24 protein-coding genes and 9 tRNA genes are annotated in these 26,198 nt (G+C 45.6%); 7 read left to right on the forward strand and 26 right to left on the reverse strand.

Annotated elements, in window-relative coordinates; genetic code table 11:
- Positions 1 to 2: 2 nt before the first annotated feature.
- The 21 genes from nuoI to tig form a co-directional block, all read right to left on the reverse strand.
- A complete protein-coding gene (gene nuoI, locus KFE96_RS11595; protein WP_247021372.1) occupies positions 3 to 491 on the reverse strand; it encodes an NADH-quinone oxidoreductase subunit NuoI in 489 nt (162 codons plus the stop codon).
- A gap of 13 nt (positions 492 to 504) precedes the next feature.
- The gene (nuoH, locus tag KFE96_RS11600; protein ID WP_370650587.1) at positions 505 to 1,524 is read right to left on the reverse strand and encodes an NADH-quinone oxidoreductase subunit NuoH; all 1,020 of its coding nucleotides are present in this window, start codon (positions 1,522 to 1,524) and stop codon (positions 505 to 507) included.
- Positions 1,525 to 1,575: 51 nt separating this feature from the next.
- A complete protein-coding gene (nuoG, locus tag KFE96_RS11605; protein ID WP_255832749.1) occupies positions 1,576 to 3,600 on the reverse strand; it encodes an NADH-quinone oxidoreductase subunit NuoG in 2,025 nt (674 codons plus the stop codon).
- Positions 3,601 to 3,623: 23 nt separating this feature from the next.
- The gene (nuoF, locus tag KFE96_RS11610; protein WP_247021366.1) at positions 3,624 to 4,904 is read right to left on the reverse strand and encodes an NADH-quinone oxidoreductase subunit NuoF; all 1,281 of its coding nucleotides are present in this window, start codon (positions 4,902 to 4,904) and stop codon (positions 3,624 to 3,626) included.
- Positions 4,904 to 5,500, reverse strand: coding sequence for an NADH-quinone oxidoreductase subunit NuoE (nuoE, locus tag KFE96_RS11615; RefSeq protein WP_255832750.1), 597 nt, complete (start codon positions 5,498 to 5,500; stop codon positions 4,904 to 4,906). The genes nuoF and nuoE overlap by 1 nt, the downstream gene beginning before the upstream one ends.
- A complete protein-coding gene (locus tag KFE96_RS11620; RefSeq protein ID WP_247021363.1) occupies positions 5,497 to 6,675 on the reverse strand; it encodes an NADH-quinone oxidoreductase subunit D in 1,179 nt (392 codons plus the stop codon). Before KFE96_RS11620 ends, nuoE begins: the two co-directional genes overlap by 4 nt.
- Positions 6,675 to 7,289 (reverse strand): NADH-quinone oxidoreductase subunit C, encoded by a 615-nt coding sequence (locus KFE96_RS11625; protein WP_247021361.1) that lies wholly within the window; start codon positions 7,287 to 7,289, stop codon positions 6,675 to 6,677. Before KFE96_RS11625 ends, KFE96_RS11620 begins: the two co-directional genes overlap by 1 nt.
- Positions 7,290 to 7,375: 86 nt before the next feature.
- A complete protein-coding gene (locus KFE96_RS11630) occupies positions 7,376 to 7,927 on the reverse strand; it encodes an NADH-quinone oxidoreductase subunit B family protein (RefSeq protein ID WP_247021359.1) in 552 nt (183 codons plus the stop codon).
- Positions 7,918 to 8,283: an NADH-quinone oxidoreductase subunit A gene (locus KFE96_RS11635; protein WP_247021357.1), complete on the reverse strand. Its 366-nt coding sequence runs from the start codon at positions 8,281 to 8,283 to the stop codon at positions 7,918 to 7,920. The genes KFE96_RS11630 and KFE96_RS11635 overlap by 10 nt, the downstream gene beginning before the upstream one ends.
- A gap of 242 nt (positions 8,284 to 8,525) precedes the next feature.
- Positions 8,526 to 8,602 (reverse strand) — tRNA-Asp (locus tag KFE96_RS11640).
- Between the two features lie 153 nt (positions 8,603 to 8,755).
- Positions 8,756 to 8,832: transfer RNA gene (locus tag KFE96_RS11645), tRNA-Asp, on the reverse strand.
- A 323-nt stretch (positions 8,833 to 9,155) separates the two neighbouring features.
- Positions 9,156 to 9,232, reverse strand: a tRNA-Asp gene (locus tag KFE96_RS11650).
- An 86-nt stretch (positions 9,233 to 9,318) separates the two neighbouring features.
- Positions 9,319 to 9,585: a hypothetical protein gene (locus KFE96_RS11655; RefSeq protein ID WP_255832751.1), complete on the reverse strand. Its 267-nt coding sequence runs from the start codon at positions 9,583 to 9,585 to the stop codon at positions 9,319 to 9,321.
- A gap of 96 nt (positions 9,586 to 9,681) precedes the next feature.
- A tRNA-Val gene (locus KFE96_RS11660) sits at positions 9,682 to 9,757 on the reverse strand.
- Between the two features lie 21 nt (positions 9,758 to 9,778).
- Positions 9,779 to 9,854 (reverse strand) — tRNA-Val (locus tag KFE96_RS11665).
- Between the two features lie 25 nt (positions 9,855 to 9,879).
- Positions 9,880 to 9,955: transfer RNA gene (locus tag KFE96_RS11670), tRNA-Val, on the reverse strand.
- Between the two features lie 155 nt (positions 9,956 to 10,110).
- Positions 10,111 to 10,386 (reverse strand): HU family DNA-binding protein, encoded by a 276-nt coding sequence (locus KFE96_RS11675; RefSeq protein WP_247021850.1) that lies wholly within the window; start codon positions 10,384 to 10,386, stop codon positions 10,111 to 10,113.
- A 159-nt stretch (positions 10,387 to 10,545) separates the two neighbouring features.
- On the reverse strand, positions 10,546 to 12,963 hold the full coding sequence (gene lon, locus KFE96_RS11680; protein WP_255832752.1) for an endopeptidase La: 2,418 nt from the start codon (positions 12,961 to 12,963) through the stop codon (positions 10,546 to 10,548).
- A gap of 176 nt (positions 12,964 to 13,139) precedes the next feature.
- Entirely contained in the window at positions 13,140 to 14,408 is a 1,269-nt protein-coding gene (clpX, locus tag KFE96_RS11685; protein WP_247021847.1) for an ATP-dependent Clp protease ATP-binding subunit ClpX, read from the reverse strand.
- 94 nt (positions 14,409 to 14,502) lie between these two features.
- Positions 14,503 to 15,123: an ATP-dependent Clp endopeptidase proteolytic subunit ClpP gene (gene clpP / locus KFE96_RS11690; protein ID WP_304665220.1), complete on the reverse strand. Its 621-nt coding sequence runs from the start codon at positions 15,121 to 15,123 to the stop codon at positions 14,503 to 14,505.
- 203 nt (positions 15,124 to 15,326) lie between these two features.
- On the reverse strand, positions 15,327 to 16,823 hold the full coding sequence (tig, locus tag KFE96_RS11695; RefSeq protein ID WP_255832753.1) for a trigger factor: 1,497 nt from the start codon (positions 16,821 to 16,823) through the stop codon (positions 15,327 to 15,329).
- A gap of 389 nt (positions 16,824 to 17,212) precedes the next feature.
- Here tig and KFE96_RS11700 point away from each other — a divergent pair, with 389 nt between their 5' ends.
- Genes KFE96_RS11700 through KFE96_RS11710 form a run of 3 tightly spaced genes read left to right on the forward strand, consistent with a single transcriptional unit; the run spans position 17,213 to position 18,715 of the window.
- On the forward strand, positions 17,213 to 17,797 hold the full coding sequence (locus KFE96_RS11700) for a TetR/AcrR family transcriptional regulator (RefSeq protein WP_255832754.1): 585 nt from the start codon (positions 17,213 to 17,215) through the stop codon (positions 17,795 to 17,797).
- 9 nt (positions 17,798 to 17,806) lie between these two features.
- Complete coding sequence (locus tag KFE96_RS11705; RefSeq protein WP_255832755.1) at positions 17,807 to 18,097, forward strand: YciI family protein; 291 nt, start codon at positions 17,807 to 17,809, stop codon at positions 18,095 to 18,097.
- Positions 18,098 to 18,106: 9 nt separating this feature from the next.
- Entirely contained in the window at positions 18,107 to 18,715 is a 609-nt protein-coding gene (locus KFE96_RS11710) for a DNA-3-methyladenine glycosylase I (RefSeq protein ID WP_255832756.1), read from the forward strand.
- 69 nt (positions 18,716 to 18,784) lie between these two features.
- Here the strand turns inward: KFE96_RS11710 and KFE96_RS11715 are convergent.
- From KFE96_RS11715 to KFE96_RS11730, 4 genes are all read right to left on the reverse strand, one after another.
- A tRNA-Leu gene (locus KFE96_RS11715) sits at positions 18,785 to 18,870 on the reverse strand.
- Positions 18,871 to 18,973: 103 nt separating this feature from the next.
- Positions 18,974 to 19,059 (reverse strand) — tRNA-Leu (locus KFE96_RS11720).
- Positions 19,060 to 19,248: 189 nt separating this feature from the next.
- Positions 19,249 to 20,739, reverse strand: coding sequence for an NAD(P)H-hydrate dehydratase (locus tag KFE96_RS11725; RefSeq protein ID WP_255832757.1), 1,491 nt, complete (start codon positions 20,737 to 20,739; stop codon positions 19,249 to 19,251).
- Positions 20,740 to 20,823: 84 nt separating this feature from the next.
- Positions 20,824 to 20,900 (reverse strand) — tRNA-His (locus tag KFE96_RS11730).
- Between the two features lie 286 nt (positions 20,901 to 21,186).
- Between KFE96_RS11730 and KFE96_RS11735 the strand changes: the two genes are divergently transcribed.
- From KFE96_RS11735 to KFE96_RS11745, 3 genes are all read left to right on the forward strand, one after another.
- Positions 21,187 to 21,525, forward strand: coding sequence for a P-II family nitrogen regulator (locus KFE96_RS11735; RefSeq protein ID WP_255832758.1), 339 nt, complete (start codon positions 21,187 to 21,189; stop codon positions 21,523 to 21,525).
- A 46-nt stretch (positions 21,526 to 21,571) separates the two neighbouring features.
- On the forward strand, positions 21,572 to 22,996 hold the full coding sequence (gene glnA, locus KFE96_RS11740; protein ID WP_255832759.1) for a type I glutamate--ammonia ligase: 1,425 nt from the start codon (positions 21,572 to 21,574) through the stop codon (positions 22,994 to 22,996).
- 164 nt (positions 22,997 to 23,160) lie between these two features.
- Positions 23,161 to 23,709: a hypothetical protein gene (locus KFE96_RS11745; protein ID WP_255832760.1), complete on the forward strand. Its 549-nt coding sequence runs from the start codon at positions 23,161 to 23,163 to the stop codon at positions 23,707 to 23,709.
- A gap of 27 nt (positions 23,710 to 23,736) precedes the next feature.
- Here KFE96_RS11745 and KFE96_RS11750 read toward each other — a convergent pair whose 3' ends face one another.
- Positions 23,737 to 24,003: a hypothetical protein gene (locus tag KFE96_RS11750; protein ID WP_255832761.1), complete on the reverse strand. Its 267-nt coding sequence runs from the start codon at positions 24,001 to 24,003 to the stop codon at positions 23,737 to 23,739.
- A gap of 211 nt (positions 24,004 to 24,214) precedes the next feature.
- Here KFE96_RS11750 and parE point away from each other — a divergent pair, with 211 nt between their 5' ends.
- Positions 24,215 to 26,191: a DNA topoisomerase IV subunit B gene (parE, locus tag KFE96_RS11755; RefSeq protein WP_255832762.1), complete on the forward strand. Its 1,977-nt coding sequence runs from the start codon at positions 24,215 to 24,217 to the stop codon at positions 26,189 to 26,191.
- Positions 26,192 to 26,198: the final 7 nt, after the last annotated feature.

Genomic DNA, 26,198 nt, shown 5'->3' on the forward strand with positions numbered 1-26,198 from the left:
CCTTAGCGGTACGGCGCATCAGCTGCGATGTTCTGAGCGATCTCACGCTCCCAACGCTCACCGTTAGCCAGTAGTTTTTCTTTGCTGTACAGCAGTTCAGCACGTGTTTCCGTCGCGAACTCAAAGTTCGGACCTTCAACAATCGCATCAACTGGGCACGCTTCCTGACAAAAACCACAGTAAATACACTTGGTCATGTCAATGTCGTAGCGTGTTGTACGGCGAGAACCATCTTCACGAGGCTCAGCTTCAATCGTAATCGCCTGAGCCGGGCAAATTGCTTCACACAGTTTACAAGCGATACAGCGTTCTTCACCGTTTGGGTAACGGCGAAGAGCATGTTCACCACGGAAACGTGGGCTTAGCGGGCCTTTCTCGTATGGATAGTTGATCGTAGCTTTAGGCTTGAACATATACTTGATCGAAAGCCAGAAAGCCGCGAAGAACTCTTTCAAGATCAGGCTTTTAACTGTTTGTGCAATAGCAGACATCTAATCAGCCCTCCTATTGACCAGGCAGCAGGTCAAACGCGACCATGAAGCCGGCGTAGAACACTACGAGGAATAATGATAATGGCAGGAATACTTTCCAACCAAGGCGCATCAACTGGTCATAGCGGTAACGCGGTACAAACGCCTTCACCATTGCAAAAGTCCAGAAGAAGAAACAAATCTTGATAAACAGCCAGAAGAATCCTGGGATAAAATCAAGTGCAGGGATTGGCGCATACCAACCACCGAAGAACAGGATTGCCATCACAGCAGACATCAACAGGATGTTTGCATATTCACCAAGGAAGAAGAGCGCAAACGCCATAGAGCTGTATTCAACCTGATAACCAGCCACGAGCTCAGCTTCCGCTTCAGGAAGATCGAATGGAGGGCGGTTAGTCTCAGCGAGAGCAGAGATATAGAAAATCAGGAATACAGGTGCGAATGGAATGAAATACCAGTGGTGAATACCGCCAGCCTGCGCAAGCACTACATCGTTAAGGTTCAAGGAACCTACGGCGAGAAGAACACATACAAGCACGAAACCAATAGATACTTCGTACGATACCATCTGCGCGGCGGAACGAAGTGAACCAAGGAACGCATAACGGCTGTTTGATGCCCAACCTGACATGATAATACCGTATACCCCAAGGCTTGAAACCGCCAGAATGTATAAGATACCAACGTTCAGATCAGCGAGTGCCATACCGTCACCAAACGGGATAACCGCCCAAGAGATAAGCGCAAGCACGAACGTAATCATCGGGGCCATTAAGAAGATCGCTTTGTTTGCGCCTGTCGGAATAACTGTTTCCTTCAGGAACAACTTAAAGCCATCCGCAAATGACTGGAGAAGACCAAACGGGCCAACCACGTTCGGACCACGGCGCAGCTGCACAGAAGCCCAAATCTTACGGTCGAAATAAACTGCGAAAGCAACTGCGATAAGCAGCGGGAACACAATCGCGAGAATAATTGCAACAATCGTCACGAAATAGAACAAACCAGTTTGCTCCACTCCGAGTAACATCCCTAACCAAGTAGTAGGGAACCATTCAAAAAATGCTTCAACCATTGGTCCCTAAGCCTCCTGACGAGCATCAATGCACTCTGACATTACAGAGCTAGCCCGCGCAATTGGGTTGGTTTGATAGAAGTTTGTTGCTGAAAGAACAAATCCATCTTTACCAAGTTCACCCTCAACACCAAAGTCGCCCCACTCTTCTGCTGGTAGCGTATCAACAGTTGCAACATGTGGAACAGCTTCCACAAGTTTTGCCTGAAGGTCAGATGCTGAATTAAATGGAAGTGTTTCACCGATTACATCGCTAAGCGCACGAAGGATCGTCCAGTCCTCACGGGCATCACCCGGAGCATTGGCTGCCTTAGCAGCTTTCTGAACACGACCTTCAGTGTTGATATATGTACCGGCTTTTTCGCTATAAGCAGCTGCAGGCAGGATAACATCAGCGTTTTTAACGCCCTCGTCACCGTGTGTACCTACGTAAACAGTGAAAACATCTTTAAGAGCAGTTGTATCAAACTCATCGGCGCCAAGAAGGAAAGCAGCTTTAAGCTTGCCCGCTTCAGCGTCCGCAAGAATTGATTTCACGCCGCCTTCTGTTGTCAGACCAAGATCAAGGGCACCAACACGACTTGCAGCAGTGTGAAGAACGCCAAAGCCGTTCCAGCCTTCCTTGACGCAGTATTTGTCAGCAACATCACGTGCCATCTTAAGTACCGCAGAACCGTTTTCACCACGAAGAGCAGCCTGACCAACAATAATCATTGGCTTCTCTGCAGCTTTCAGCAGTTTCGAAATCGCGTGGCGACCGCCTTTTGCTGATTTAAGAAGGCTCGCATCATCACCGAAATCTTCAACATCATAAGTAAGATCCGCTGAAGGACCGATATTAAGGACTTTCAAGCTGCCTTTGCGAACTGTCTTACGGATACGTGCATTAACAAGCGGTGCTTCTTTGCGAGGGTTTGTGCCCACGAGAAGAATAAGATCAGCATCTTCAATGCCTGCAATACCAGAATTCATGATGTAACCTGAGCGAACAGATGCATCTAGTGCAGCACCGTCCTGACGCGCTTCAATGCGGTCAGAGCCAAGTGAGCCTAGAAGACCTTTAAGAGCAAACATGCTCTCCATGTCAGCGAGATCACCAACAATACCAGCTACTTCAGTACCTTTAGCACCTGCAACACCAGTTTTAATAGCCGCAAATGCTTCGTTCCAAGATGCCGGCTCAAGCTTATCACCCTTACGTACGTATGGGCGGTCCAAACGGCGCTTTTTAAGGCCGTCATAAGCAAAGCGAGTTTTATCGGAAATCCACTCTTCGTTCACATCATCATGGATACGAGGCAGAACGCGCATTACGTAGCCGTCTCTAGTATCAATATTGATGTTAGAACCAACCGCATCCATCACATCGATTGACGGCGTGGAGGATAGCTCCCAAGAACGTGCAGTAAACGCGTATGGCTTACTTGTAAGTGCACCAACCGGACAAAGGTCAATTACATTACCTGACAGTTCAGTATCCAGAAGGCCATCAAGGTAAGTCACCACTTCCGCGTTTTCACCGCGGCCTAGCGCACCCATGTCATCAACACCGCCGATTTCATCGCTGAAACGCACACAGCGCATACAGTGAATACAGCGTGTCATGGTGGTCGCGATAAGCGGCCCCATGTTTTTATCTTCAACCGCGCGCTTGTTTTCATCAAAACGAGCGTTACCTGCACCAAAAGCTACAGATTGGTCTTGAAGCTCACATTCACCGCCTTGGTCACAAATCGGGCAATCAAGTGGGTGGTTAATCAGCAGGAATTCCATCACACCTTCACGTGCTTTCTTAACACGCTCAGTATTTGTGTGGATTACCATGCCATCACCCGCAGGCATTGCACAGCTTGCAATCGGCTTAGGCGAACGCTCCATGTCAACAAGACACATGCGGCAGTTACCGGCAATCGACAGGCGTTCGTGATAACAGAAGCGCGGAACCTCAATTCCTAACTTCTCACACGCCTGAAGGACTGTTGTCCCGGCATCTACGGTAATTTCATTACCATCAATAGTTAGCGTGGGCATTGAATTCTCCTGGCCTCGCGCTCTTACTCAGCAGCTTTTGCTTGGTAGGCATCAATACGAGCTTCCACTTCATCACGGAAGTGGCGCATCAATCCCTGAATTGGCCAAGCAGCAGCATCACCAAGTGCACAAATCGTATGGCCTTCAATCTGTTTAGTAACATCAAGAAGGGTATCAATTTCTGATTTGTCAGCTCTACCTTCTACAAGGCGTTCCATAACGCGCCACATCCAGCCTGTACCTTCACGGCAAGGCGTACATTGGCCACAACTTTCGTGCTTATAGAATTCAGAGAGACGAGCAATCGCTTTCACAATATCAGTGGATTTGTCCATCACGATAATTGCAGCTGTACCAAGGCCAGACTGCACATCACGAAGGCTATCGAAATCCATCAATACCGTGTCACAAATTTCTTTTGGTAGAACTGGTACAGAAGAACCACCAGGAATGACTGCAAGAAGATTATCCCAGCCGCCGCGAACACCGCCAGCGTGCTTTTCGATAAGCTCTTTCAGTGGAATACCCATTTCTTCTTCCACGTTACAAGGATTGTTAACGTGACCAGAAATACAGAAAACTTTTGTACCTGTGTTGTTCGGGCGACCAAGACCCGCAAACCATGAAGCACCGCGACGCAGGATTGTTGGAACAACTGCGATGGATTCAACATTGTTTACAGTGGTTGGGCAGCCCCACACACCAACGTTTGCAGGGAAAGGAGGCTTCAGACGAGGCTGGCCTTTCTTTCCTTCAAGACTTTCGATAAGTGCAGTTTCTTCACCACAAATATAAGCCCCTGCTCCGCGGTGAACGAATACATCGAAATCATATCCGGAACCACAAGCGTTTTTACCAAGGAAACCCTTCGCGCGTGCTTCTTCAATCGCTTTTTCAAGTGCTTCAGCTTCACGGAAGAATTCACCACGAATATAGATATAAGCCGCAACGGCACGCATTGCGAACCCAGCGATCAAACAACCTTCAATAAGTTTATGAGGGTCGTGACGCATCATATCACGGTCTTTACAAGTACCTGGCTCGCCTTCATCGGCATTCACAACAAGGTAAGATGGGCGTCCATCTGATTCCTTCGGCATGAATGACCATTTAAGGCCTGTAGGGAAACCCGCACCGCCACGACCACGAAGACCAGATTCTTTGATTTGCTCAATAATCCAGTCCTGGCCTTTAGCGATAAAGTCTTTTGTACCCTGCCAATCACCGCGCTTCATAGCTGCGTCAATATCAGCGCTTTCATCGCCGTAAAGGTTAGTAAAGATGCGATCCTTATCAGCAAGCATTATGCATCTCCCTCTTTATCACCTTTAAGCGTCGTAGCGCCGCCTACTGGAGCACTTGTCTGACGATCAACCTGTGGCCCTGGTTTAACCGCATCTCCTTTAGCGAGCTTATCGAGAATATCGACAATGCTTTCTGGAGAAAGGTCTTCGTAGTAGTCGTCATCAATCGCAACAACAGGTGCATTCACACAAGCACCAGCACATTCAACTTCTGAAAGTGTGAACATACCGTCTTCTGTTGTCTGGCCTTTCGTGATGCCAAGACGCTTCTTACAAGCGCTCATGATATCATCCGAACCACGCAACCAACATGGTGTTGTGCCACAAACCTGTACATGGTGTTTACCAATCGGCTTGTGATTATACATAGAGTAGAATGTCGCCACTTCCTGAACACGGATTGGCGGCATATCAAGATACTTCCCGATATACTCCATGATTTCCTGTGTCACATGGCCACCATTCTGGCGCTGCGCCAAATCCAGCAGAGGCATAACAGCAGATTGCTGCTTACCTTCAGGATATTTAGCGATGTGTTTTTGCGCTACCGCCTCATTTTCAGACGTCCACGCAAATGCTTTTGAAGCCGCACTCATCGGTCAACCTCACCAAATACGATATCCATAGCACCAAGGACAGCAGGTGCATCAGCAAGCATATGGCCGCGACATAGCAGATCCATAGACTGAAGGTGCACAAACCCAGGAGCACGGATTTTACAGCGGTACGGACGGTTGGAACCGTCTGATACCAGATACACACCAAACTCACCCTTAGGCGCTTCAACAGCGGCGTAAGCCTCGCCTTCCGGCACACGGAAGCCTTCAGTATAGAGCTTAAAGTGATGAATTAGAGATTCCATAGACGTCTTCATATCAGCGCGGCGTGGAGGAGCGATCTTATTGTCTAGAGACATAACCGGTCCTTCAGGCATCTGCTCGATACACTGACGAATAATTTTGATACTTTCGCGAATTTCAGCAAGACGCATCATGAAACGGTCGTAACAATCACCCGCGTTACCAACCACCACTTTAAAGTCCATCTTGTCATAAACTTCATATGGCTGAGATTTACGCAGATCCCATGCTAGGCCCGTACTGCGAAGCATGGGACCAGTCCAACCCCACGCCAGTGCTGTTTCAGCGTCTGCAACACCGATATTCACGTTACGCTGTTTAAAGATACGGTTATCAATAAGGAGCGTTTCAACATCTTGTTGAACCTGCTCATACTCATCAGCCCACTTCAGGATATCCTCTGCCATACCCGCTGGCATATCCTGGTGAACACCGCCAGGGCGGAAGAAAGCTGCGTGAAGACGAGCGCCACAAATACGCTCATAGAATTCCATCAGCTTCTCACGTTCTTCAAAGAGCCAAAGAATTGGTGTAAGTGCACCAACGTCCATCGCATGCGTAGTAATGTTCAGAATGTGGTTCAGCACGCGGCCGATCTCACTGAACAATACACGAATATACTGGCCCCGGATCGGCACTTCAGCATCAAGCAACTTTTCAACAGCAAGAACAAATGCATGTTCCTGGTTCATTGGAGCTACATAATCAAGACGATCAAAGTACGGCATCGCCTGAAGATACTGCTTCTGCTCAATCAGCTTTTCTGTACCACGGTGCAGAAGACCAATATGCGGGTCTACCCGTTCAACGATCTCACCGTCTAGCTCCATAACCATACGGAGTACACCGTGTGCTGCAGGGTGCTGTGGACCGAAGTTCAGGCAATAGTTTTTAATATCTACATCAGCCATTATTTCTTCTCCGCCTCAGCTTTTTCATCACCAGGCAATACATATTTGGCTGTTTCCCAAGGGCTCATGAAATCGAAGTTACGGTTTTCCTGAGTAAGCTGGGTAGGCTCATAAATAACACGCCCCTCTTCCTCAGAATAACGACACTCAACATAACCCATAACAGGGAAATCTTTACGAAGTGGGAAGCCTTGGAAACCATAGTCAGACAACATACGGCGCAGATCTGGGTGATCTGAGAAGAAAATACCGTACATATCCCAAGCTTCACGCTCAAACCAGTTTGCTGCCGGATAAACCTCAACAGCGCTAGGCACCGGAGTATCTTCATCCGTTTCCACTTTCACGCGGATACGCTGGTTAAACTGAATACTAAGAAGGTGATAAACCACATCAAAGCGCTTGGAGCGCTCTGGATAGTCTACCGCCGTTAGGTCAATCAGCTGTTTAAAACAACAGTCCGGGTTATCACGAAGATAGGTAAGCACCTTCTTAATGTGATCAGCACGGACAGTAATAGTAAGCTCCCCGAACGAAACGCTCGTGGAGATTACGTCATTTTCCAGACTGGTCGCGATTGCCTCGCCCAAATCTATCAATGCTTTATCGGTCATGCGCTCGCGCGCTCCTCTTACATAAGCGGCCCGATGGGCCACACATACATGAGGCCGATCCGGAGAATACCGGGTCGGCTATGATGTTATCTTTCGAGAGTACTAATACGGCGAATTTTGCGCTGCAGCTGCAAAATTCCGTAGATGAGTGCTTCAGCAGTTGGAGGACAGCCCGGCACATAAATATCTACCGGCACAATACGGTCACAACCGCGAACTACTGAATAAGAATAGTGGTAATATCCACCACCATTCGCGCAGCTACCCATAGAAATAACGTAGCGCGGCTCAGGCATCTGGTCATAAACCTTACGCATCGCTGGCGCCATCTTATTAGTGAGCGTACCCGCAACGATCATCACATCACTCTGGCGCGGGCTACCACGCGGAGCAAAACCGAAACGTTCAACGTCATAACGAGGCATGCTTGAGTGCATCATTTCAACAGCACAACATGCCAAACCGAAGGTCATCCACCAAAGAGAGCCGGTACGCGCCCAGGCAATCAGATCTTCCAAATTGGCAACAACGAACCCCTTATCCTGAAGTTCGTCATTAAGACCTTGGAAAAACTCTGTCTCTGCCGGGTTCTTACCACCCTCTGCAACAGCAGGATGACTGGATTGTACTACTCCCATTCCAGCGCTCCTTTGTTCCATTCATACACGAAACCAACAGTCAGCACTCCGAGGAAGATCATCATTGACCAGAAACCGAACACACCAATTGAACCGAGAGCTACCGCCCAAGGGAATAAGAATGCCACTTCAAGGTCGAAAATAATGAAGAGGATAGCAACAAGATAGAAACGTACATCAAACTGATGACGGCTATCTTCGAATGCTTCAAATCCACATTCGTACGCTGACAGCTTTTCTTCATCAGGGTTCTGGCGTGCAATAAGCACAGCAGCGCCCACGAAGACTAATGAAAATACAATAGCGATCCCTAGAAAGATAAGGATCGGAAGATATTGGATGAGCAACGACTCCATGGGAGTCCCTTTTTGTTTATTGGCCCTAAATTACAGCGCTCTTTTAATGGGGTTAACCCAATCAGTAAAGAGAGAATTTTGCCTCATTGAACACAGAAATAAGTTTATGCCCTCTTTTTAGTAAAGAAAAGCTTACATTCCGCTTTTACGGAATTTTACAAGAACGGATTGTGGAGAGTTTTATCAGTACAAAACGAAAAAAGCGCACCACAATTAAGTGACGCGCTTTCCAAACAAACAAGTGGCGCGAGTGACGGGACTCGAACCCGCGACCCTCGGCGTGACAGGCCGATACTCTAACCAACTGAGCTACACCCGCGCTTTGCTTGTGGGCCAGTATTTAGAATTTCCTGACCACCATGTCAATCAAAGAAATACATTTTTTGGATTTTTTTTGTGTGAGAACAAATAGTTACGTCAGAATCAAAAAAGCGTGCCACACTGAAGTGACACGCTTTTATTTTGAAGCAAGTGGCGCGAGTGACGGGACTCGAACCCGCGACCCTCGGCGTGACAGGCCGATACTCTAACCAACTGAGCTACACCCGCGCTTTGCTTGCGGAGCGGGTTTTAGAATTTCCCACACCTCATGTCAATCAAAGAAAGTGCTTTTTTATATTTTTTTTAGGCGCCCAAAAGGAAGCGTCCTTAAAGCTACAGGAAACAGTAACTTTTCTGAAAGATTACTGACTACATCTATCGCTGTTTCCATACATGGAAAAAGCGCACATCCAGTTATTACTACCTAAAAGGAGAGATTCGACACAAAATTAAGAACAGACATAGCACGCAAATCGATCTGTACCGTGAGAGCATATAAAAATAAAAAAAGCGCGTCACACTGAAGTGACACGCTTTTATTTTGAAGCAAGTGGCGCGAGTGACGGGACTCGAACCCGCGACCCTCGGCGTGACAGGCCGATACTCTAACCAACTGAGCTACACCCGCGCTTTGCTTGCGGAGCGGGTTTTAGAATTTCCCACCCCTCATGTCAACGCTCATTTTCATATTTCTTCAACAAAAATGATTTTTCTCTATAAAAGTACAAAAGCACCAACCAAGGCAGGCAAAATTAACAGTAAAAAGAGCAAACTAGACAATCCCAATTTCTTAAGCAAATCAAAAGCCAAGATCGGTAAGTTCAGCACAGGATGATAAGACCCTATTATTCTAACGAAGGCTCCAACCTTCCTTACCGCCGATGCATCTTGATCATACATACGGTCTCTCGGGTCTTCTGGAGCCCAGGAGGCCTCATAGACAATATCAGACGGATTGGAGGCTGAATCTTTATCAGACATACGTCATCTCGCATAAACCAATACTAGCATAGACATAGCTTAACCGGGCTACTGTACTCAATTAGCGAAATAAATTTAAACTGTAAGGAAATAAAGTGGTGGGCGATGACAGGCTCGAACTGCCGACCCTCTCGGTGTAAACGAGATGCTCTACCAACTGAGCTAATCGCCCACTTTATAAATGAAGAGAAGATGGTGGGCGATGACAGGCTCGAACTGCCGACCCTCTCGGTGTAAACGAGATGCTCTACCAACTGAGCTAATCGCCCTTCTCTTCCGAGAGCAACTTTTGAATGGTGGGCGATGACAGGCTCGAACTGCCGACCCTCTCGGTGTAAACGAGATGCTCTACCAACTGAGCTAATCGCCCATTCAAAAGTGCGTTGCACCCCACGCTTCCGTGTGGCGTGAGCGGGGTTTTACGGCGTAACGCTCATCCTGTAAACCCCTATTTTACATTTTTTTGAAAAGAAAAACGGCCGCAGGTTTCCCCACGGCCGTTTCTGCAAAATACACGTAAACCAATTAAGCGTTTACAGCGTCCTTGAGACCTTTACCAGCCTTGAACTTAGGCTGCTTAGAAGCAGGAATATCGATCTCTTCACCTGTACGTGGGTTACGGCCCTTTGTTGCAGCACGTTGTGCTACAGCGAATGTACCGAAACCAACAAGACGAATTTCTTCACCAGAAGAAAGTGCGCCAGTGATTGAGTCAAACACAGCGTCTACTGCTTTACCAGCATCAGCTTTAGATAGATCAGCTGCTTCCGCAACCTTTGCGATCAAGTCATTTTTATTCAAGGTATCCCCCTCTGAGTTGAAGAGCGTATTTCGACATTTTTCCGAAATGCGAACGCAGTTTAAGCGCGTTGTTTTCCATATGTCAAAATAAAAAACCGCAGAAAACTGCGGTTTTTAATCTTTTTTTTCTTGAATTTTCCTGAATAGCTATCAAGGAGGCTAATGAGTCGTTAATTCAGATACATCAGACGCGTTTTCTTTCGCATCTGCAGCATGCTCATCATCCTCATCCCACTCTATAGGTTCAAGCGGCTTAACGAGTGCATGTTCCAAAACTTCATCAATCGTAGAAACCGCAACGATTTCAAGGCCTTTCTTAACATTTTCAGGGATTTCAGCGAGATCTTTTTCGTTATCTTTCGGGATAAGAACTTTAGAAACACCACCCCTTAAAGCGGCCAAAAGCTTCTCTTTAAGACCACCGATCGGTAACACCCGGCCTCTCAAAGTCATTTCACCGGTCATGGCAATATCTTTGCGAACAGCAATCCCTGTAAGCACAGAAACAATGCTTGTACACATAGCTCCACCCGCTGAAGGGCCATCTTTTGGCGTCGCTCCCTCAGGAACGTGGATATGAATATCCTTTTTCTCAAACATTTTTGGATTGATTCCAAAATCAACGCATCTGGAATGCACGTAAGAACGTGCAGCCTGAATTGATTCTTTCATCACATCACCGAGCTTACCGGTGGTTTTAATCAATCCCTTACCTGGAACCGTAACAGCTTCGATAGCTAATAACTCGCCACCAACCTGGGTCCAGGCCAGACCTGTTGTTAAACCAACCTGATCTTCTTCCTCTGTCTGACCGAATCTATGGCGGCGGACACCGGCATACTGAGCCAGATTTCGTGAAGTCACGCTTATCTTATCCTTAGAGCCGTCAACAATCTCTTTCACAGCTTTACGTGTAAGTTTTGCGAACTCCCTTTCAAGCGAACGTACGCCAGCTTCTCGGGTATAATAACGAATCACATCACGAATAGCGCCATCGGAAATAGTCCACTCACCCTCTTTCAAGCCGTGATCTTCAACTTGCTTAGGAATCAGGTGACGCTTAGCGATTTCAACCTTTTCATCTTCCGTATACCCAGAAAGCTGGATGATTTCCATCCGGTCCAGAAGAGGTTTCGGCATATTCAAGGAGTTTGCAGTTGTCACAAACATCACATTCGACAAATCATAATCTACTTCGAGATAATGATCGTTGAACTTCGCATTTTGTTCAGGATCCAACACCTCAAGTAAAGCAGAAGCTGGATCACCTCTAAAATCCTGACCCATTTTATCAATTTCGTCGAAAAGGAAGAGAGGGTTCGTTGTCCCTGCCTTTTTCATGGACTGCATAACTTTACCTGGCATGGAGCCAATATAAGTACGTCTGTGACCGCGTATTTCTGATTCGTCACGAACACCACCCAACGAGAAGCGAATAAATTCACGTCCCGTCGAACGAGCAATAGACTTACCAAGTGATGTTTTACCCACGCCTGGCGGCCCAACTAAACAAAGAATCGGCCCTTTGAGTTTTTTGGCGCGCTGTTGAACTGCCAGATATTCAATGATTCGTTCTTTAACTTTTTCAAGGCCATAGTGATCAGTATCTAAAACTACTTCCGCCTGTTTGATATCTTTCTTAACGCGAGACTTTTTGCCCCACGGCACTGATAGCATCCAATCCAGGAAGTTTCTTACAACTGTAGCTTCAGCTGACATTGGGCTCATGGATTTGAGTTTTTTCAATTCCGCCAAGCATTTGTCACGCGCTTCTTTAGTAAGCTTGGTTTCGGCTATTTTTTCTTCAAGTTCCTGAATTTCTTCGCGGCCATCATCGCCCTCACCCAGTTCTTTCTGAATAGCTTTAAGCTGCTCATTCAAATAATATTCACGCTGAGTTTTTTCCATTTGGCGTTTCACACGACCGCGAATCTTTTTCTCCACCTGAAGAACACCGATTTCGCTTTCCATAAAGCCAAAGATTCGTTCAAGACGCTCAATAATGGAAACAGTTCCAAGAAGTTCCTGTTTATCATCAATTTTTAAAGCTAAATGTGATGCGATTGTATCTGCGAGTTTGCTGGGGTCTTCTATTTGATTCACAGTCGCCAATACTTCAGCTGGAATCTTCTTATTCAACTTCACATACTGCTCAAACTGCGTAATTACCGAGCGGGAAAGCGCTTCAATCTCCGCTGGATCAGCCGTTTCACCGGCTAAAAGCGTACCCGTCGCGGCAAAATAGTCATCTTCGCGTGTAAATTCATTGATCTGTGCACGATTAAAGCCCTCTACAAGGACTTTCACAGTACCATCTGGTAGCTTTAAAAGTTGGAGCACGGATGCCACAGTGCCGATTCTGAACACATCATCAGATGTTGGATCATCCTCGGAAGCATCTTTTTGAGCAACAAGCAAAATTTGTTTGTCTTTCGCCATTACTTCTTCAAGTGCGCGGACAGATTTATCACGGCCAACAAAAAGAGGGACGATCATGTGAGGAAAAACAACAATATCCCTGAGCGGTAGCACAGGTAGTTCAATTTGATTCGTAGTATCTTCTGGAGAATCGGTCATAGGAATATGCCTATTAGAGTTTATTTATCTTATGTATCAGTTTAAGGCAGTTTCTAGAAAAACAGAAAGAAAAAGACGCTAAATGCGCCTTTAACACCTAAATTACATGCTTTAGTTATAAAAATAGGGGCTGAACCACCTGATTCACCCCCTTTAAACAACTTACTAGTCGTAAATTACGCTGATTGATCAGCTTCCTCACGTTTTTCAGAGTAAATAAGCAAAGGAGTCGCTTTTCCGTCTACCACATCGCCATTAATCACGATCTCTTCAACACCTTCCATAGAAGGCAGATCAAACATGGTATCAAGAAGCGTGTTTTCCATGATAGAGCGCAAACCACGAGCACCCGTCTTGCGCTCAATCGCTTTACGAGCAACAGCAAACAGCGCATCATCTGTATAGTTCAGCTTAACATCTTCCATATCAAAGAGTGCTTGATACTGTTTAAGAAGAGCATTTTTCGGCAAAGACAAAATCTTCACTAACGCATCTTCATCCAGATCTTCCAGTGTTGCAATAACAGGGAGGCGGCCCACAAATTCAGGAATCAAACCAAATTTCAAAAGATCTTCAGGTTCTGTTTCCTTGAATAGTTCACCAACACCGCGCTCGTCAGGGCCAGCGACTGTTGCACCAAAGCCAATAGACTTACCCTGCATACGATTAGTGATCACTTTATCGAGGCCAGCGAACGCTCCCCCACAAATAAAGAGGATATTCGTTGTATCAACCTGCAAGAATTCCTGTTGAGGATGTTTGCGTCCACCCTGTGGTGGAACACTTGCAACAGTACCTTCCATAATTTTCAAGAGCGCTTGTTGAACACCTTCGCCGGATACATCACGCGTAATCGATGGATTGTCTGCCTTACGACTGATTTTATCCACCTCATCGATATAAACGATACCGCGCTGCGCACGTTCAACATTATAATCTGCCGCCTGAAGAAGCTTCAGGATAATATTCTCAACATCTTCACCAACATAACCAGCTTCAGTAAGCGTTGTTGCATCTGCCATTGTAAACGGCACATCAAGAATACGGGCCAGTGTTTGTGCAAGCAGCGTTTTACCACAACCTGTTGGTCCAACCAGTAGAATATTAGATTTAGAAAGCTCTACTTCAGTTTTTGAACCAGTTGCGTGATTAAGGCGCTTATAGTGGTTATGAACAGCGACAGCGAGAACCTTCTTCGCTGCAGCCTGCCCGATCACATAATCATTCAGAACTTCAAGGATCTCAAGCGGGGAAGGAACACCTTCACTTCCCTTACTCAGCGAACCCTTACTTTCTTCTTGAATAATATCGTTACACAGCTCAACACACTCATCACAGATAAAGACCGTTGGTCCTGCGATCAGTTTGCGTACTTCATGCTGGCTCTTGCCACAGAAGGAGCAATAAAGTGTATTCTTCGAATCATTGTTACTCAAGTCGGTCACTGCTTTAAAAATCTCACTTTCATTCTGTCGTCTTGCTTTACCAAGCTTTTTTATAAAAGCATAAAAGCGTTATCAGCACGTTAATTGAAACGACCTACGCTTTTGTATCTCTTGATACGTAAACTTCATCAATCAGACCAAATTCTTTGGCTTCATGCGGTTCCATAAAGTTGTCGCGGTCCAACGCTTTCTGGATAACATCAACAGATTGCCCTGTGTGTTCCGCATAAATCTTATTAAGGCGCTCACGAATATTCAAAATTTCACGCGCCTGAATTTCGATATCAACCGCTTGACCTTGCGCACCACCAGATGGTTGGTGAATCATAATTCGTGAATTTGGCAGTGCATAACGCATACCTTCTGAGCCTGCAGCAAGAAGCAGAGATCCCATTGAACACGCCTGCCCTATGCAAATCGTAGCAATCTTCGGCTTGATATATTGCATGGTATCATAAATAGCCAAACCGCTTGTCACGTGCCCGCCAGGAGAGTTGATATAAAAAGAAATATCTTTCTCAGGGTTTTCAGCTTCTAGAAACAGGAGCTGTGCAACAATAAGGCTGGAAACATGATCATTCACAGGCCCTGTGAGGAAGATAATACGTTCCTTCAAAAGGCGTGAATAAATATCAAACGATCGTTCACCGCGGTTTGTTTGCTCAACAACCATCGGCACCAAGTGGTTTGCGAACGGTTCCATAATATCGCTCATAAAGCGCTCCAATTAATAAACTCAAAAACTCTGCTAAAAATTAGACAGGCGTTGTTTGCCTAGCTGTAGCAAACACTTCTAACTGCGGGCAAGTAATATCCACCACACAGAACAGTTAGATAATGCATCATAAGCATATTTAAACAAAAAACATAAAAAAAAGGCGCCCTAATGGACGCCTTTCCAGAATATTCAAACTAAGACTACTCTTTGTCAGCTTTCTTAGCCGCAGCTTTCTTTGCTGGTGCCTTTTTTGCTGGCGCTTTCTTAGCAGCAGCTTTTTTCGGGGCAGCTTTTTTTGCTGGAGCTTTTTTCTTAGCCGGAGTTTTTTTCGCTTTAACTGGGTTTGCTTCTTCTTCGTCGATTTCGCGAACCGCAGCTTCAAGATCTTCACGAGAAACTGTTTTATCTGTGAGATCAGCTTGCTCAATTACAAAATCAACAACCTTCTCTTCGAAGATTGGAGCGCGAAGCTGTGCACGAGCTTCTTCATTCTTCTGGTAGAATTCAAATACTTGAGATTCTTGACCAGGGAAACGACGCGCTTCCTCAATAATCTTACGGTTAACTTCTTCCTGAGTAACCTGAACTTCGTTTTTAACACCGATTTCAGATAGAAGAAGACCAAGGCGAACACGGCGCTCTGCAATTGCGCGGAACTCAGCAGCTTCTGCTTCATCTTCCGGAGCATCTTTACCCTCGAAGTCCTCAGCTTTTGCTTCGCCAGACATAACAGCATCACGTTTGATCTGCTCCCAAATCTGAGCAAACTCAAGGTCAACCATGCCAGCTGGAACAGCAAAATCATAGCTATCAGCAAGGCTATCTAGAAGCTTACGCTTAAGGTGCGCACGTGTAAGTGAGTTATTATCTGCCTCAAGCTGACCTTTAAGCGCTTCTTTAAGACCATCCAGATCTTCAAGGCCAAGGTTCTTAGCAAGTTCATCATTTACTTCAGCTTCTGCAGGACGGCGAACCTCTTTCACATTCACAGTGAATTCAGCTTCTTTGCCAGCTAGATCTTTAGAGTGGTATTCAGCAGGGAACGTTACTTTAACGATCTTTTCTTCACCCGCTTTAGAACCAACTAGTTGGTCTTCAAAACCCGGGATGAACATACCAGAGCCAAGCTCAAGCTGGTGATCTTCAGCAGCACCACCATCAAACGCTTCGCCGTCGATACGACCAAGGTAATCGATAAGAACAGCATCACCTTCTTTAGATTTTGCGGTTTTAGCAGCTTTCTTGAAAGATTTCTGCTGACCAGCAATACGTTCTAGCGCTTCATCAAGGTCTTTGTCTGCTACTTCAGCAACCCAGCGCTCAAGTGCAGGTGCTTTAAAGTCTTCCACATTAACTTCAGGAAGGATTTCAACCTTTAGAGTGTACTCAAGATCAGTACCGTCTTTGTACTCATCCATATCTACTTCAGGACGAAGAGCTGGGCGGATTTCTTTTTCTTCGAACAGCTTTGCAGATGTTTCTTGCATAGCTTCAGAAATCACCTGACCTTGCGCGCGCTCACCGTACATCTTCTTAAGAAGAGAAAGAGGTGCTTTACCAGGGCGGAAGCCGTTTAGTTTTGCAGTAGCACGGAATTCATTCAGAACTGCGTCGAGTTTTTCATTAAGCTCGTTAACAGCTACTGTTACTTTATATTCGCGCTTCAGGCCTTCGTTTAGCAGTTCTTCGATCTGCATCTCGTCCACTCTCTATATTACGTTGTCTAACGTCGTTTCACCCAGTTCAAGGCTGCTCAAATTAAGCGCCACAAACCTTATTAAATGCGTTATCTGCACTTTGATGGTGCCAATTGGTGAAACGGCGAAAAAATACAAACTGTGTTTCAATTTAATTTCTTTGCACCGAGTTCGTCGGCTCGGATAAACCGTTACAAGGAAAAATTCAACAAAAAACGCCAAAACACAGCCAAAAGATAGAAGAAGACACCTCACCACTGTCTCAAAACTTACTCAGTTAGCTGAAATTTCGCTTTTGAATAATAGTTTTTCGAATTGACAATTAGGACAATTGCCCTAACCATACCCAAAATAGGACAATCATCCTAAAACATTCAAACGAGATCTATATGACTAAAGAAACCACGAGAGAAAGAATTATCACCGTTGCGGACAATCTTTTTTATGAACAAGGATTTGACCACACCTCTTTCGCGGACATCGCCGGTGAGATCTCTATTTCTCGCGGAAACTTTTATCATCATTTCAAAACCAAAGACCAGATTCTGGAAGCGGTTATCGAATTGCGACTTAAAAACACGCTAGCGATGATCAAAGAATGGGAAGCAGCATCTCCCTGCGCGAAAGAGCGAATAAAATCTTACATCACTATCCTTGATAGAAACAAAGATAAGATAGCAAAACATGGATGCCCTGTTGGTACGTTGACTTCCGAATTAGCCAAGCTCAGCCATGATGCTCAAGGTCTAGCCAACAAAATATTCTCACTGTTTGATGAATGGCTACAAATACAATTCAGAGATATAGGCCTTCACGACGAGGCTGCATTACTATCTCAACATGTTCTTGCCCGTAGCCAAGGTATCGCAACCTTATACAACACCTTCCAGAGCGATACATTCCTCAAGAAAGAAATATCGCTTCTGCTCGAATGGCTTGAAGAAACCTGCTCAACCACCACAGCAAATCATTAAGAGAACATCATGTATATTATCACTTTAAAATTCAGCGAAAATAAGAACCTAGCCTCAGAATATATGGCATCCCATAGAGATTGGATCGAAGAAGGTTTCAAGGAATATAATTTCCTTTTAGTGGGTAGTATAAAGCCCTCCCTTGGAGGCGTAATTATCACTCATAACACAACAAAAGACACGCTAGAGACCTTCGTTCAAAAAGATCCTTTTGTAATTCAAAATGTTGTCACTGCAGAGATACTGGAAGTATCCCCAACACGCACTGCAGATTCTCTTGCGTTTCTCGCTAAATCCTAGGAACTCCATATGTCCCAGATATTTAAAAGCCGTGATAACAGAATGCGCTGCGGTTGGTGTGCCGCAACAGATGATTATATACATTATCACGACACAGAATGGGGATACCCAGTCAGTGATGATATCAGACTATTTGAAAAGTTATGCCTTGAGGGATTTCAATCCGGGCTTAGCTGGCGAACGATCTTGAGCAAACGCGATAACTTCCGCAAGGCATTCGATGGTTTTGACTTTAACAAAATAGCATTATTCACAGAAGAAGATGTGAAGCGCCTACTTACTGACCAAGGTATTGTCCGTCACCGCGGTAAAATAGAAGCTACTATCAACAACGCAAAACGCGCAAAAGAAATGGTAGATGAATTTGGCTCTATCGCAGCCTACATTTGGAGATACGAACCTGATGCAAATTCCTTAGGCATACCTCAAACGGCCTCCACATCTGAAGAATCAATTACAATATCAAAAGACTTAAAGAAGCGTGGTTGGAAATTTGTTGGCCCTACAACGGTATACGCCTTCATGCAAGCTATGGGGCTTATCAACGACCATGCAGAGGGATGTGAGTTTAGGGAAAAAGCATTCGAGATAAGGAAAAACTTCAAAAAGCCAAAGTGATTTAGCGCTTACCATCTACTTCACCATGATCTTACTGATAATTGATATATATATATTTTCTGAAGATCATGGTGCGGGTGGAGGGACTTGAACCCCCACGTCCGAAGGACACCAGAACCTAAATCTGGCGCGTCTACCAATTTCGCCACACCCGCATACCAAACGATGATCAATGCCTTCGGATGCATATAAACAGATCATCTATATAATCTGACATATTTGCTTTTACTTACTTTCTTCAGATTACCCTGAAGTGGTTGGTGCGGGTGGAGGGACTTGAACCCCCACGTCCGAAGGACACCAGAACCTAAATCTGGCGCGTCTACCAATTTCGCCACACCCGCAAACCAAACAATGACCAATGCCTTCGGATGCATATAAACAGGTCATCTATGTAAGTAACAACAAACGTTGTCGTGCCGCGCTCGGCGGCTGTGAGGGGGCTTATAAGCAGCCCTTCAAAAGAGCACAAGTATTTTTTTTAATTATTTCGTAAAAAAGCATAGCTCTTTTCTTGAAACCGCAGAAAACCTTTAAGGTAGCGCAGCTGATAAATATTTAAGAAGATCAGAAGCAATCATACCGCGCCCGGCTTTATTAGCGGCCTCACCGTGAATCCACACCCCTGCTGCAGCTGCCTCGAAAGCAGGCATACCCTGCACCACAAGGCTGGAGATAATCCCCGAGAGCACATCTCCCGTACCCCCCACAGAAAGATAAGCCGGCGCATTTGATGTAATAGCCACACGTTCATCTGGCGCAGCAATAAGCGTTGAAACCCCTTTTAGAACAACAACTGCGTTAATCCTTTTAGCCGCAGCTCTTACTGCCGCTATTCTATCTACCGTAATATCCAGATCAGGGAACAACCGTGCAAATTCGCCATCGTGAGGGGTCAACACCTTCTGACAATCATAATCTGCCAATATTTCTGCTCGCCCCTGCAAGCTGGTAAGCGCATCTGCATCCAACACCATATGGCGTTCTTTTTCTCCTGCATGTTGGATAAGCTCGATAGTCTTCTCCCCCACACCTGCACCGGGACCTAAAAGAACAGTGGTTATTCTTGCGTCAGACATAACCCCAACAAAACCAAAAACAGAATCAAACCTACGCACCATTACATCTGTAAGCACGCTAGCTTGAATGGAGTAAGTCTCAGATGGTGCAGCTAGTGTAACAAGCCCTGCCCCGGCCCTCAACGCGCTAATACTAGCTAGCCGGGAAGCCCCCAAAGTAGGTTCTCTACCTCCCAGCACTAATAAATGACCACGGTCATATTTATGGGTTGCAGGCCCCATACACGGGTAACATGCGCTCCAGAGCCCTGGTTCGTTTGCAAAATGATTCGAATCGATTGAGTCGTAAACAGCTTTCCCAATGCCGATATCAGCTACATGAACGTTATCAACACCACCACATAAAAAACGGCCCGGGGCAATCATATGACCAGGTTTTTTACTTGAAAACGTTACAGTAGCATCCGCCGAGAAGCACAATCCAAACGGAATGCCATTTTCTGCATTCAACCCGCTTGGCACATCAATAGCAAACCGAAATGCATCAACTGTATTTGCAGTTTCGACAATATCAGCGACAGCACCTTCAAGTGGCCGATCCTGCCCTGTTCCGAATAATGCATCCACAATAACAGACGCTTTACTGCAATCCACGGAAGCTATTGAAATTGTTGGGCCTTCCCAACGCTTAAGGGCTACCGCAGCATCCCCCTTGAGATTAGTTTCGGCACACGAAAGAGCTACTTTTACCGGGTAACCCCAATCATCAAGATGCCGCGCGATAACAAAACCATCCCCGCCGTTATTGCCTGGACCACACAAAATGAGTATCTCGCCACCGGCCTCAATTGGGGTGCCAATATATTCTACTAGAATGTCAGCGGCAGCTCTACCTGCAGCTTCCATCAAGGACCAACCACTGGTACCATTTTGAATAGCCCATTCGTCAGCTTCTCGCGCTTCAGCTGGCGTTAATAAGATATGATCGTGTGGTGACTGTATCACTGTATTTGTTCCCCCTTGGAATCGGAGGCAGTGTACCAAAAGAAAAAAGCCCCGAAAGGGGCTTCTTAAAAAAAACTTTCAGAGTGGGGCGAGTAACCGGATTTGAACCGGCGGCCCCCAGAATCACAATCTGGTGCTCTAACCAACTGAGCTATACCCGCCACGTCTCTGAGAGTGGGCGCTTATGTATTCCCTACTCTCTTATTCGTCAAGCAAGAAATCACACCTTTTTTTATATTTTTTCATTTTTAGCAGAAACCTTGCGTGAGCGAAAGATTACAGTTTTTTGCTCACCCTGTAATCACCTGCACATTTTTTAGGCAATTAAATGCACAAACTTTCACAGTTCATTATTAAAAAAGCAGTGAATCAAGCCACATCTTATGCATATGATAGTTGGCACATTCCCTGCTAATGCATTCACCAAATCTGTTAATGGTAAGTAAAATGAAAAAAATCGAAGCTATTATTAAGCCATTCAAATTGGACGAAGTTAAAGAAGCTCTCCACGATATTGGCATTTCAGGCATCACAGTAATTGAAGCGAAGGGATTCGGACGCCAAAAAGGCCATACCGAATTATATCGCGGTGCTGAATATGTTGTGGATTTTGTCCCGAAAGTAAAAATCGAAGTTGTTATTGAAGATGATCAGGCTGAACGCGCTGTTGAGGCTATTAAAAATGCTGCCCACACAGGCCGTATTGGCGATGGCAAAATCTTCGTTAGCCACATCGAAGAAGCCATTCGCATCCGCACCGGCGAAACTGGTAACGATGCAATATAATTAGAACGCCCAAAGCTGTAATATAATTAATGTAAGGGAATAAAGCATGTCTAAGTACAGTAATTTAAGCAACGAAGAGTTTCTCGCTCTGGTAAAAGAAACAAATGCAGAGTGGGTTGATCTACGCTTTACCGACCCTAAAGGTAAATGGCAGCACCTCACTATGGATGCAGACGTTGTTGATGAAGATATGCTTGAAGAAGGCGTGATGTTTGATGGCTCTTCTATCGCTGGCTGGAAAGCGATTAACGAATCCGACATGATCCTAAAACCAGATCTTTCAGCGGTAACGCTTGATCCCTTCACAGCAGACGTAACAATCGTTGTATTCTGTGACATCGTAGAACCAGCAACAGGTCAAGGCTATGGTCGTGATCCACGCTCTACAGCAAAACGAGCTGAAGAATACCTCAAATTCACTGGTGTTGGCGACACAGCTTACTTTGGTTCTGAGCCAGAGTTCTTCGTATTTGATGATGTGAAATTCCGCGTTGGCTATAATGGTGCATCATACGAAATTGACGATGTTGAAGGCCCGTACAACTCCGCTCGTTCATATGATGAAGGCAACTATGGCCACCGTCCACGCGCTAAAGGTGGTTATTTCCCTGTAGCTCCAGTTGATAGCTGTGTTGATCTCCGGGGTGAAATGGTGAAGGTTCTCAAAGAAATGGGCCTTCAAATGGATAAGCACCACCATGAAGTTGCAGCCTCTCAACACGAGCTTGGCATGATGTTCTCTACACTCGTAGAAACTGCTGATAACGTTCAGATTTACAAATACGGCGTTCACCAGGTTGCTCACACATACGGTAAAACAGCGACCTTCATGCCTAAGCCTGTAGCTGAAGATAACGGTTCAGGTATGCACGTTCACCAATCAATCTGGAAAGATGGTGATCCTACATTTGCTGGTAATAGCTATGCTGATCTTTCTGAAACAGCCCTTTATTATATCGGCGGTATCATTAAGCACGCTAAAGCAATCAATGCTTTCACTAACCCAAGCACGAACAGCTACAAGCGTTTGGTGCCAGGCTTTGAAGCACCTGTACTTCTGGCGTACTCTGCACGTAACCGTTCGGCTTCTTGCCGTATTCCTTACGGCTCCAGCCCGAAAGCAAAACGCGTTGAAGTTCGCTTCCCTGATGCGACAGCAAATCCATACTATGCATTTGCAGCGATGATGATGGCCGGCCTGGACGGCATCCAGAACAAAATTCACCCAGGTGAAGCAATGGATAAAGACCTTTATGCCCTTCCACCAGAAGAGCTTAAAGGCGTTCCAACAGTTGCAAGCTCGCTTGATGAAGCGCTAAACGCGCTAGACGTAGACCGTGAGTTCCTTAAGAAAGGTGACGTTTTCACCGATGATCAGATCGACGCTTACATTGATCTGAAGCGTGAGGAAGTTGATCGCCTGAATCTCACACCACATCCTGTAGAGTTTGATATGTACTACAGTGCATAAACGATAAAAATTTCGCGATTAAGGCTCTGATTTCTATCAGGGCCTTATTTTTTTACATTCCGCTAACCATTTCTGGTGTTTACTTATTGATATCAGAAAAATATAAGCTCGTTGTTTGGGGGAACGAGTAGTTAAGAGCTGTTCCTTGTTAAGGCATATAATTGATGCAACTTGAGTATAACGCAGATCAAAAAGCGCTTCAGCCAGAATTGGTCGCAGCCAATATCAATCCAGAAAGCTTTCTGGCAACAGACTATCTGAACCATTTCAATGAAATTGTTATGCTACTAGAAATGATTCCTGATATGCCAGATATTGTGGAAGAAGCAGCTGAATGGGAACCAAAGAGCTACCCTCAGCACTTCGAAGATAGCGGTTTTCAGGCCAAACAACTTGCCATAAAAGCATTCGAGATCGCCCCTGCCCCAATTCGAAAAGCATTTGACCGGAATAAAACTGAGCTGGATCAATTGCTCAGTTCTACAATTGCAGGCCTTATGTCTTTGAACGTAATAGAGCGTGGCTTAGCACCAGCAGCAGCCGAACTTATCAGAACTCGCATTCAGCAAGCCCAAGACCTGCTATTGAAGCTTAATCAGGTGATTCACGGCAAACTTGATGAAGAAATCGAGTATGACGATACTATGCCGATTGAAGAGCATGATGCTGAAGAAGTTCAGTCACAGGCTGATATTGATAAGCTGTTCGATTAATCAAACAGACAAGAACACATAAAGGCTCTATTGCAGAGCCTTTACAAAACCTTCCTTTTCTCGAAGTACGGATAGAGACACAGTCTTAGTAAGTTCTGGGTAATCCTCTCTCGTTAAACTGATAAGCGGAAACTCACTCATGTCAACATCACTGATCCGCTTCACCACCCATACAGAAACACCACCTTCTGTCTCAAGATAGCGGTCGCCAACCTCAATATCGAACACCGACTTTGCCTGAAGAGCTGTATCAAAAGCCCTGCGTATTAGGCTAACTGGATGGAAACTATTCATGAATTGCCTTTCACGTTCGTTTTCTGCCCAACACACTAGCAGGAAAAGTGTTTAAATAAGGTTTACAGGATGCTGCTGAACTTCAAATTAACAGGCAACATACACCATATATATTACATCTATATAATAAAAATACAATATATAGACCTTCTTGACGTAACTGCCTAGCTAGTTTACCTCCTAGTTTAAGCATTAATTTTAGGGTGGGTTTATGAGCGATCTGTTTGAAGTACAGCAAACAAAAACAGACTATTCTGCTAAGGACATTGAAGTCCTTGAAGGTCTAGAACCGGTAAGACAAAGACCGGGCATGTATATTGGCGGTACAGACGAACGCGCACTCCATCACCTATTTGCTGAGATCCTCGATAACTCTATGGATGAAGCCGTTGCTGGCCATGCAAGCCGTATCAATGTAACGCTTCACGAGAATGGTTCCGTATCCATTGCTGATAATGGCCGCGGTATCCCAACAGACCCGCATCCCAAATATCCAGGTAAATCTGCTCTAGAGGTGATTCTAACCACCCTTCACTCAGGCGGTAAGTTTAATTCAGACGCCTATGCAACATCTGGCGGTCTGCACGGCGTAGGTATTTCTGTTGTGAACGCGCTCTCTTCTGAAATGAGCATTGAAGTAGCGCGAGACAAGAAACTTTGGAAACAAACATATTCTCGCGGTAAAACAACCTCTGGCCTAGAAGATATGGGTTCCGTGAGCAACCGCCGCGGCACAAAGATTAACTTCCTGCCGGATACAGAGATTTTCGGTGAAAAAGCCGCCCTTAAGCCTGCACGTATTTATAAGATGACACGCTCAAAGGCGTATCTGTTCCGGGGCGTTGAAATTAAATTCAAGTGTGATGCTGCACTGCTTCAAGAAGGCGATGAAACACCACAGGAAGCAACGTTGCATTTCCCCGGTGGTTTATCTGACTTCCTATCAGAAACACTGAAGAAGCGTTCATGTGTAACTGAAGAACCTTTTGCAGGCTTCGTTAAATTCCCTGATGAAGCGGGACAGGTAGAATGGGCCGTTCAGTGGCCAGAATTTGGTGATGGTTTCTCTAGCAGCTACTGTAACACCATTCCTACCCCTCAAGGCGGTACCCACGAAAACGGTATGCGCGGCGCTTTACTTAAGGGCCTTAAAGCTTACGCTGATATCGCAGGCCAGAAAAAAGCTGCACAGCTTACCTCTGAAGATATTACAGGCTCTTCATGTGGAATGCTTTCTGTTTTCATTCGCGATCCACAATTCCAAGGTCAAACAAAAGATAAGCTTTCAACACCAGATGCGCAGCGTTTAACAGAAAACGCTATTCGTGATGCTTTCGATAACTGGCTTGCAGAGAACCCTGATAGAGCCAATAGCTTGCTTACTTGGGCGTTAGAGCGCCTTGAAGAGCGCCTCCGCCGCAAGCAGGAACGCGAGATCAAACGTAAAACAGCTGTTGGCAAGCGCAAACTTCGCCTGCCGGGTAAACTTACGGATTGTTCAAGCGAAGATCCAGACGGTACAGAAATTTACATCGTGGAGGGTGATTCCGCGGGCGGTTCGGCAAAACAGGCACGTAACCGCAAAACACAGGCTATCCTTCCCATTCGTGGTAAAATTCTGAATGTTGCGAGCGCTACACGAGATAAGATCGCAGCCAATCAGGAAGTAAGAGACCTTATCCAGGCTTTAGGTTGCGGTACACGTGAACATTATGATGGTGATGCACTTCGCTATGAAAAAGTTATCATCATGACAGATGCGGACGTGGATGGTGCGCACATTGCTACACTTTTGATGACCTTCTTCTTCCAGGAAATGCCTGGCATGGTGAAAGAAGGTCGCCTATTCCTTGCTCAACCGCCGCTTTACCGCTTAGCTAAAGGCGGAAAAGTCCTTTATGCTCGTGATGACGAACATAAAGATGAACTGATGGCTTCTGAATTCAGCGGCAAAGGCAAGGTTGAGATCAGCCGATTTAAAGGTCTGGGTGAAATGCCACCTGCTCAGCTTAAGGAAACCACCATGGAAGTGAAAAATCGTACACTGCTGCGGGTAACGCTTCCTCCAGAATATGGCGAACGTGCTGATGTAAACCGTCTCGTTGATGATTTGATGGGTAAAAAACCAGAAAAACGCTTCGAATTCATACGTGACAACGCAGCTGACATCGATCAGCTAGATATTTAAACCAAAG

Origin of the sequence: Kordiimonas sp. SCSIO 12603 (assembly GCF_024398035.1) — a bacterium.
GTDB lineage: Bacteria > Pseudomonadota > Alphaproteobacteria > Sphingomonadales > Kordiimonadaceae > Kordiimonas.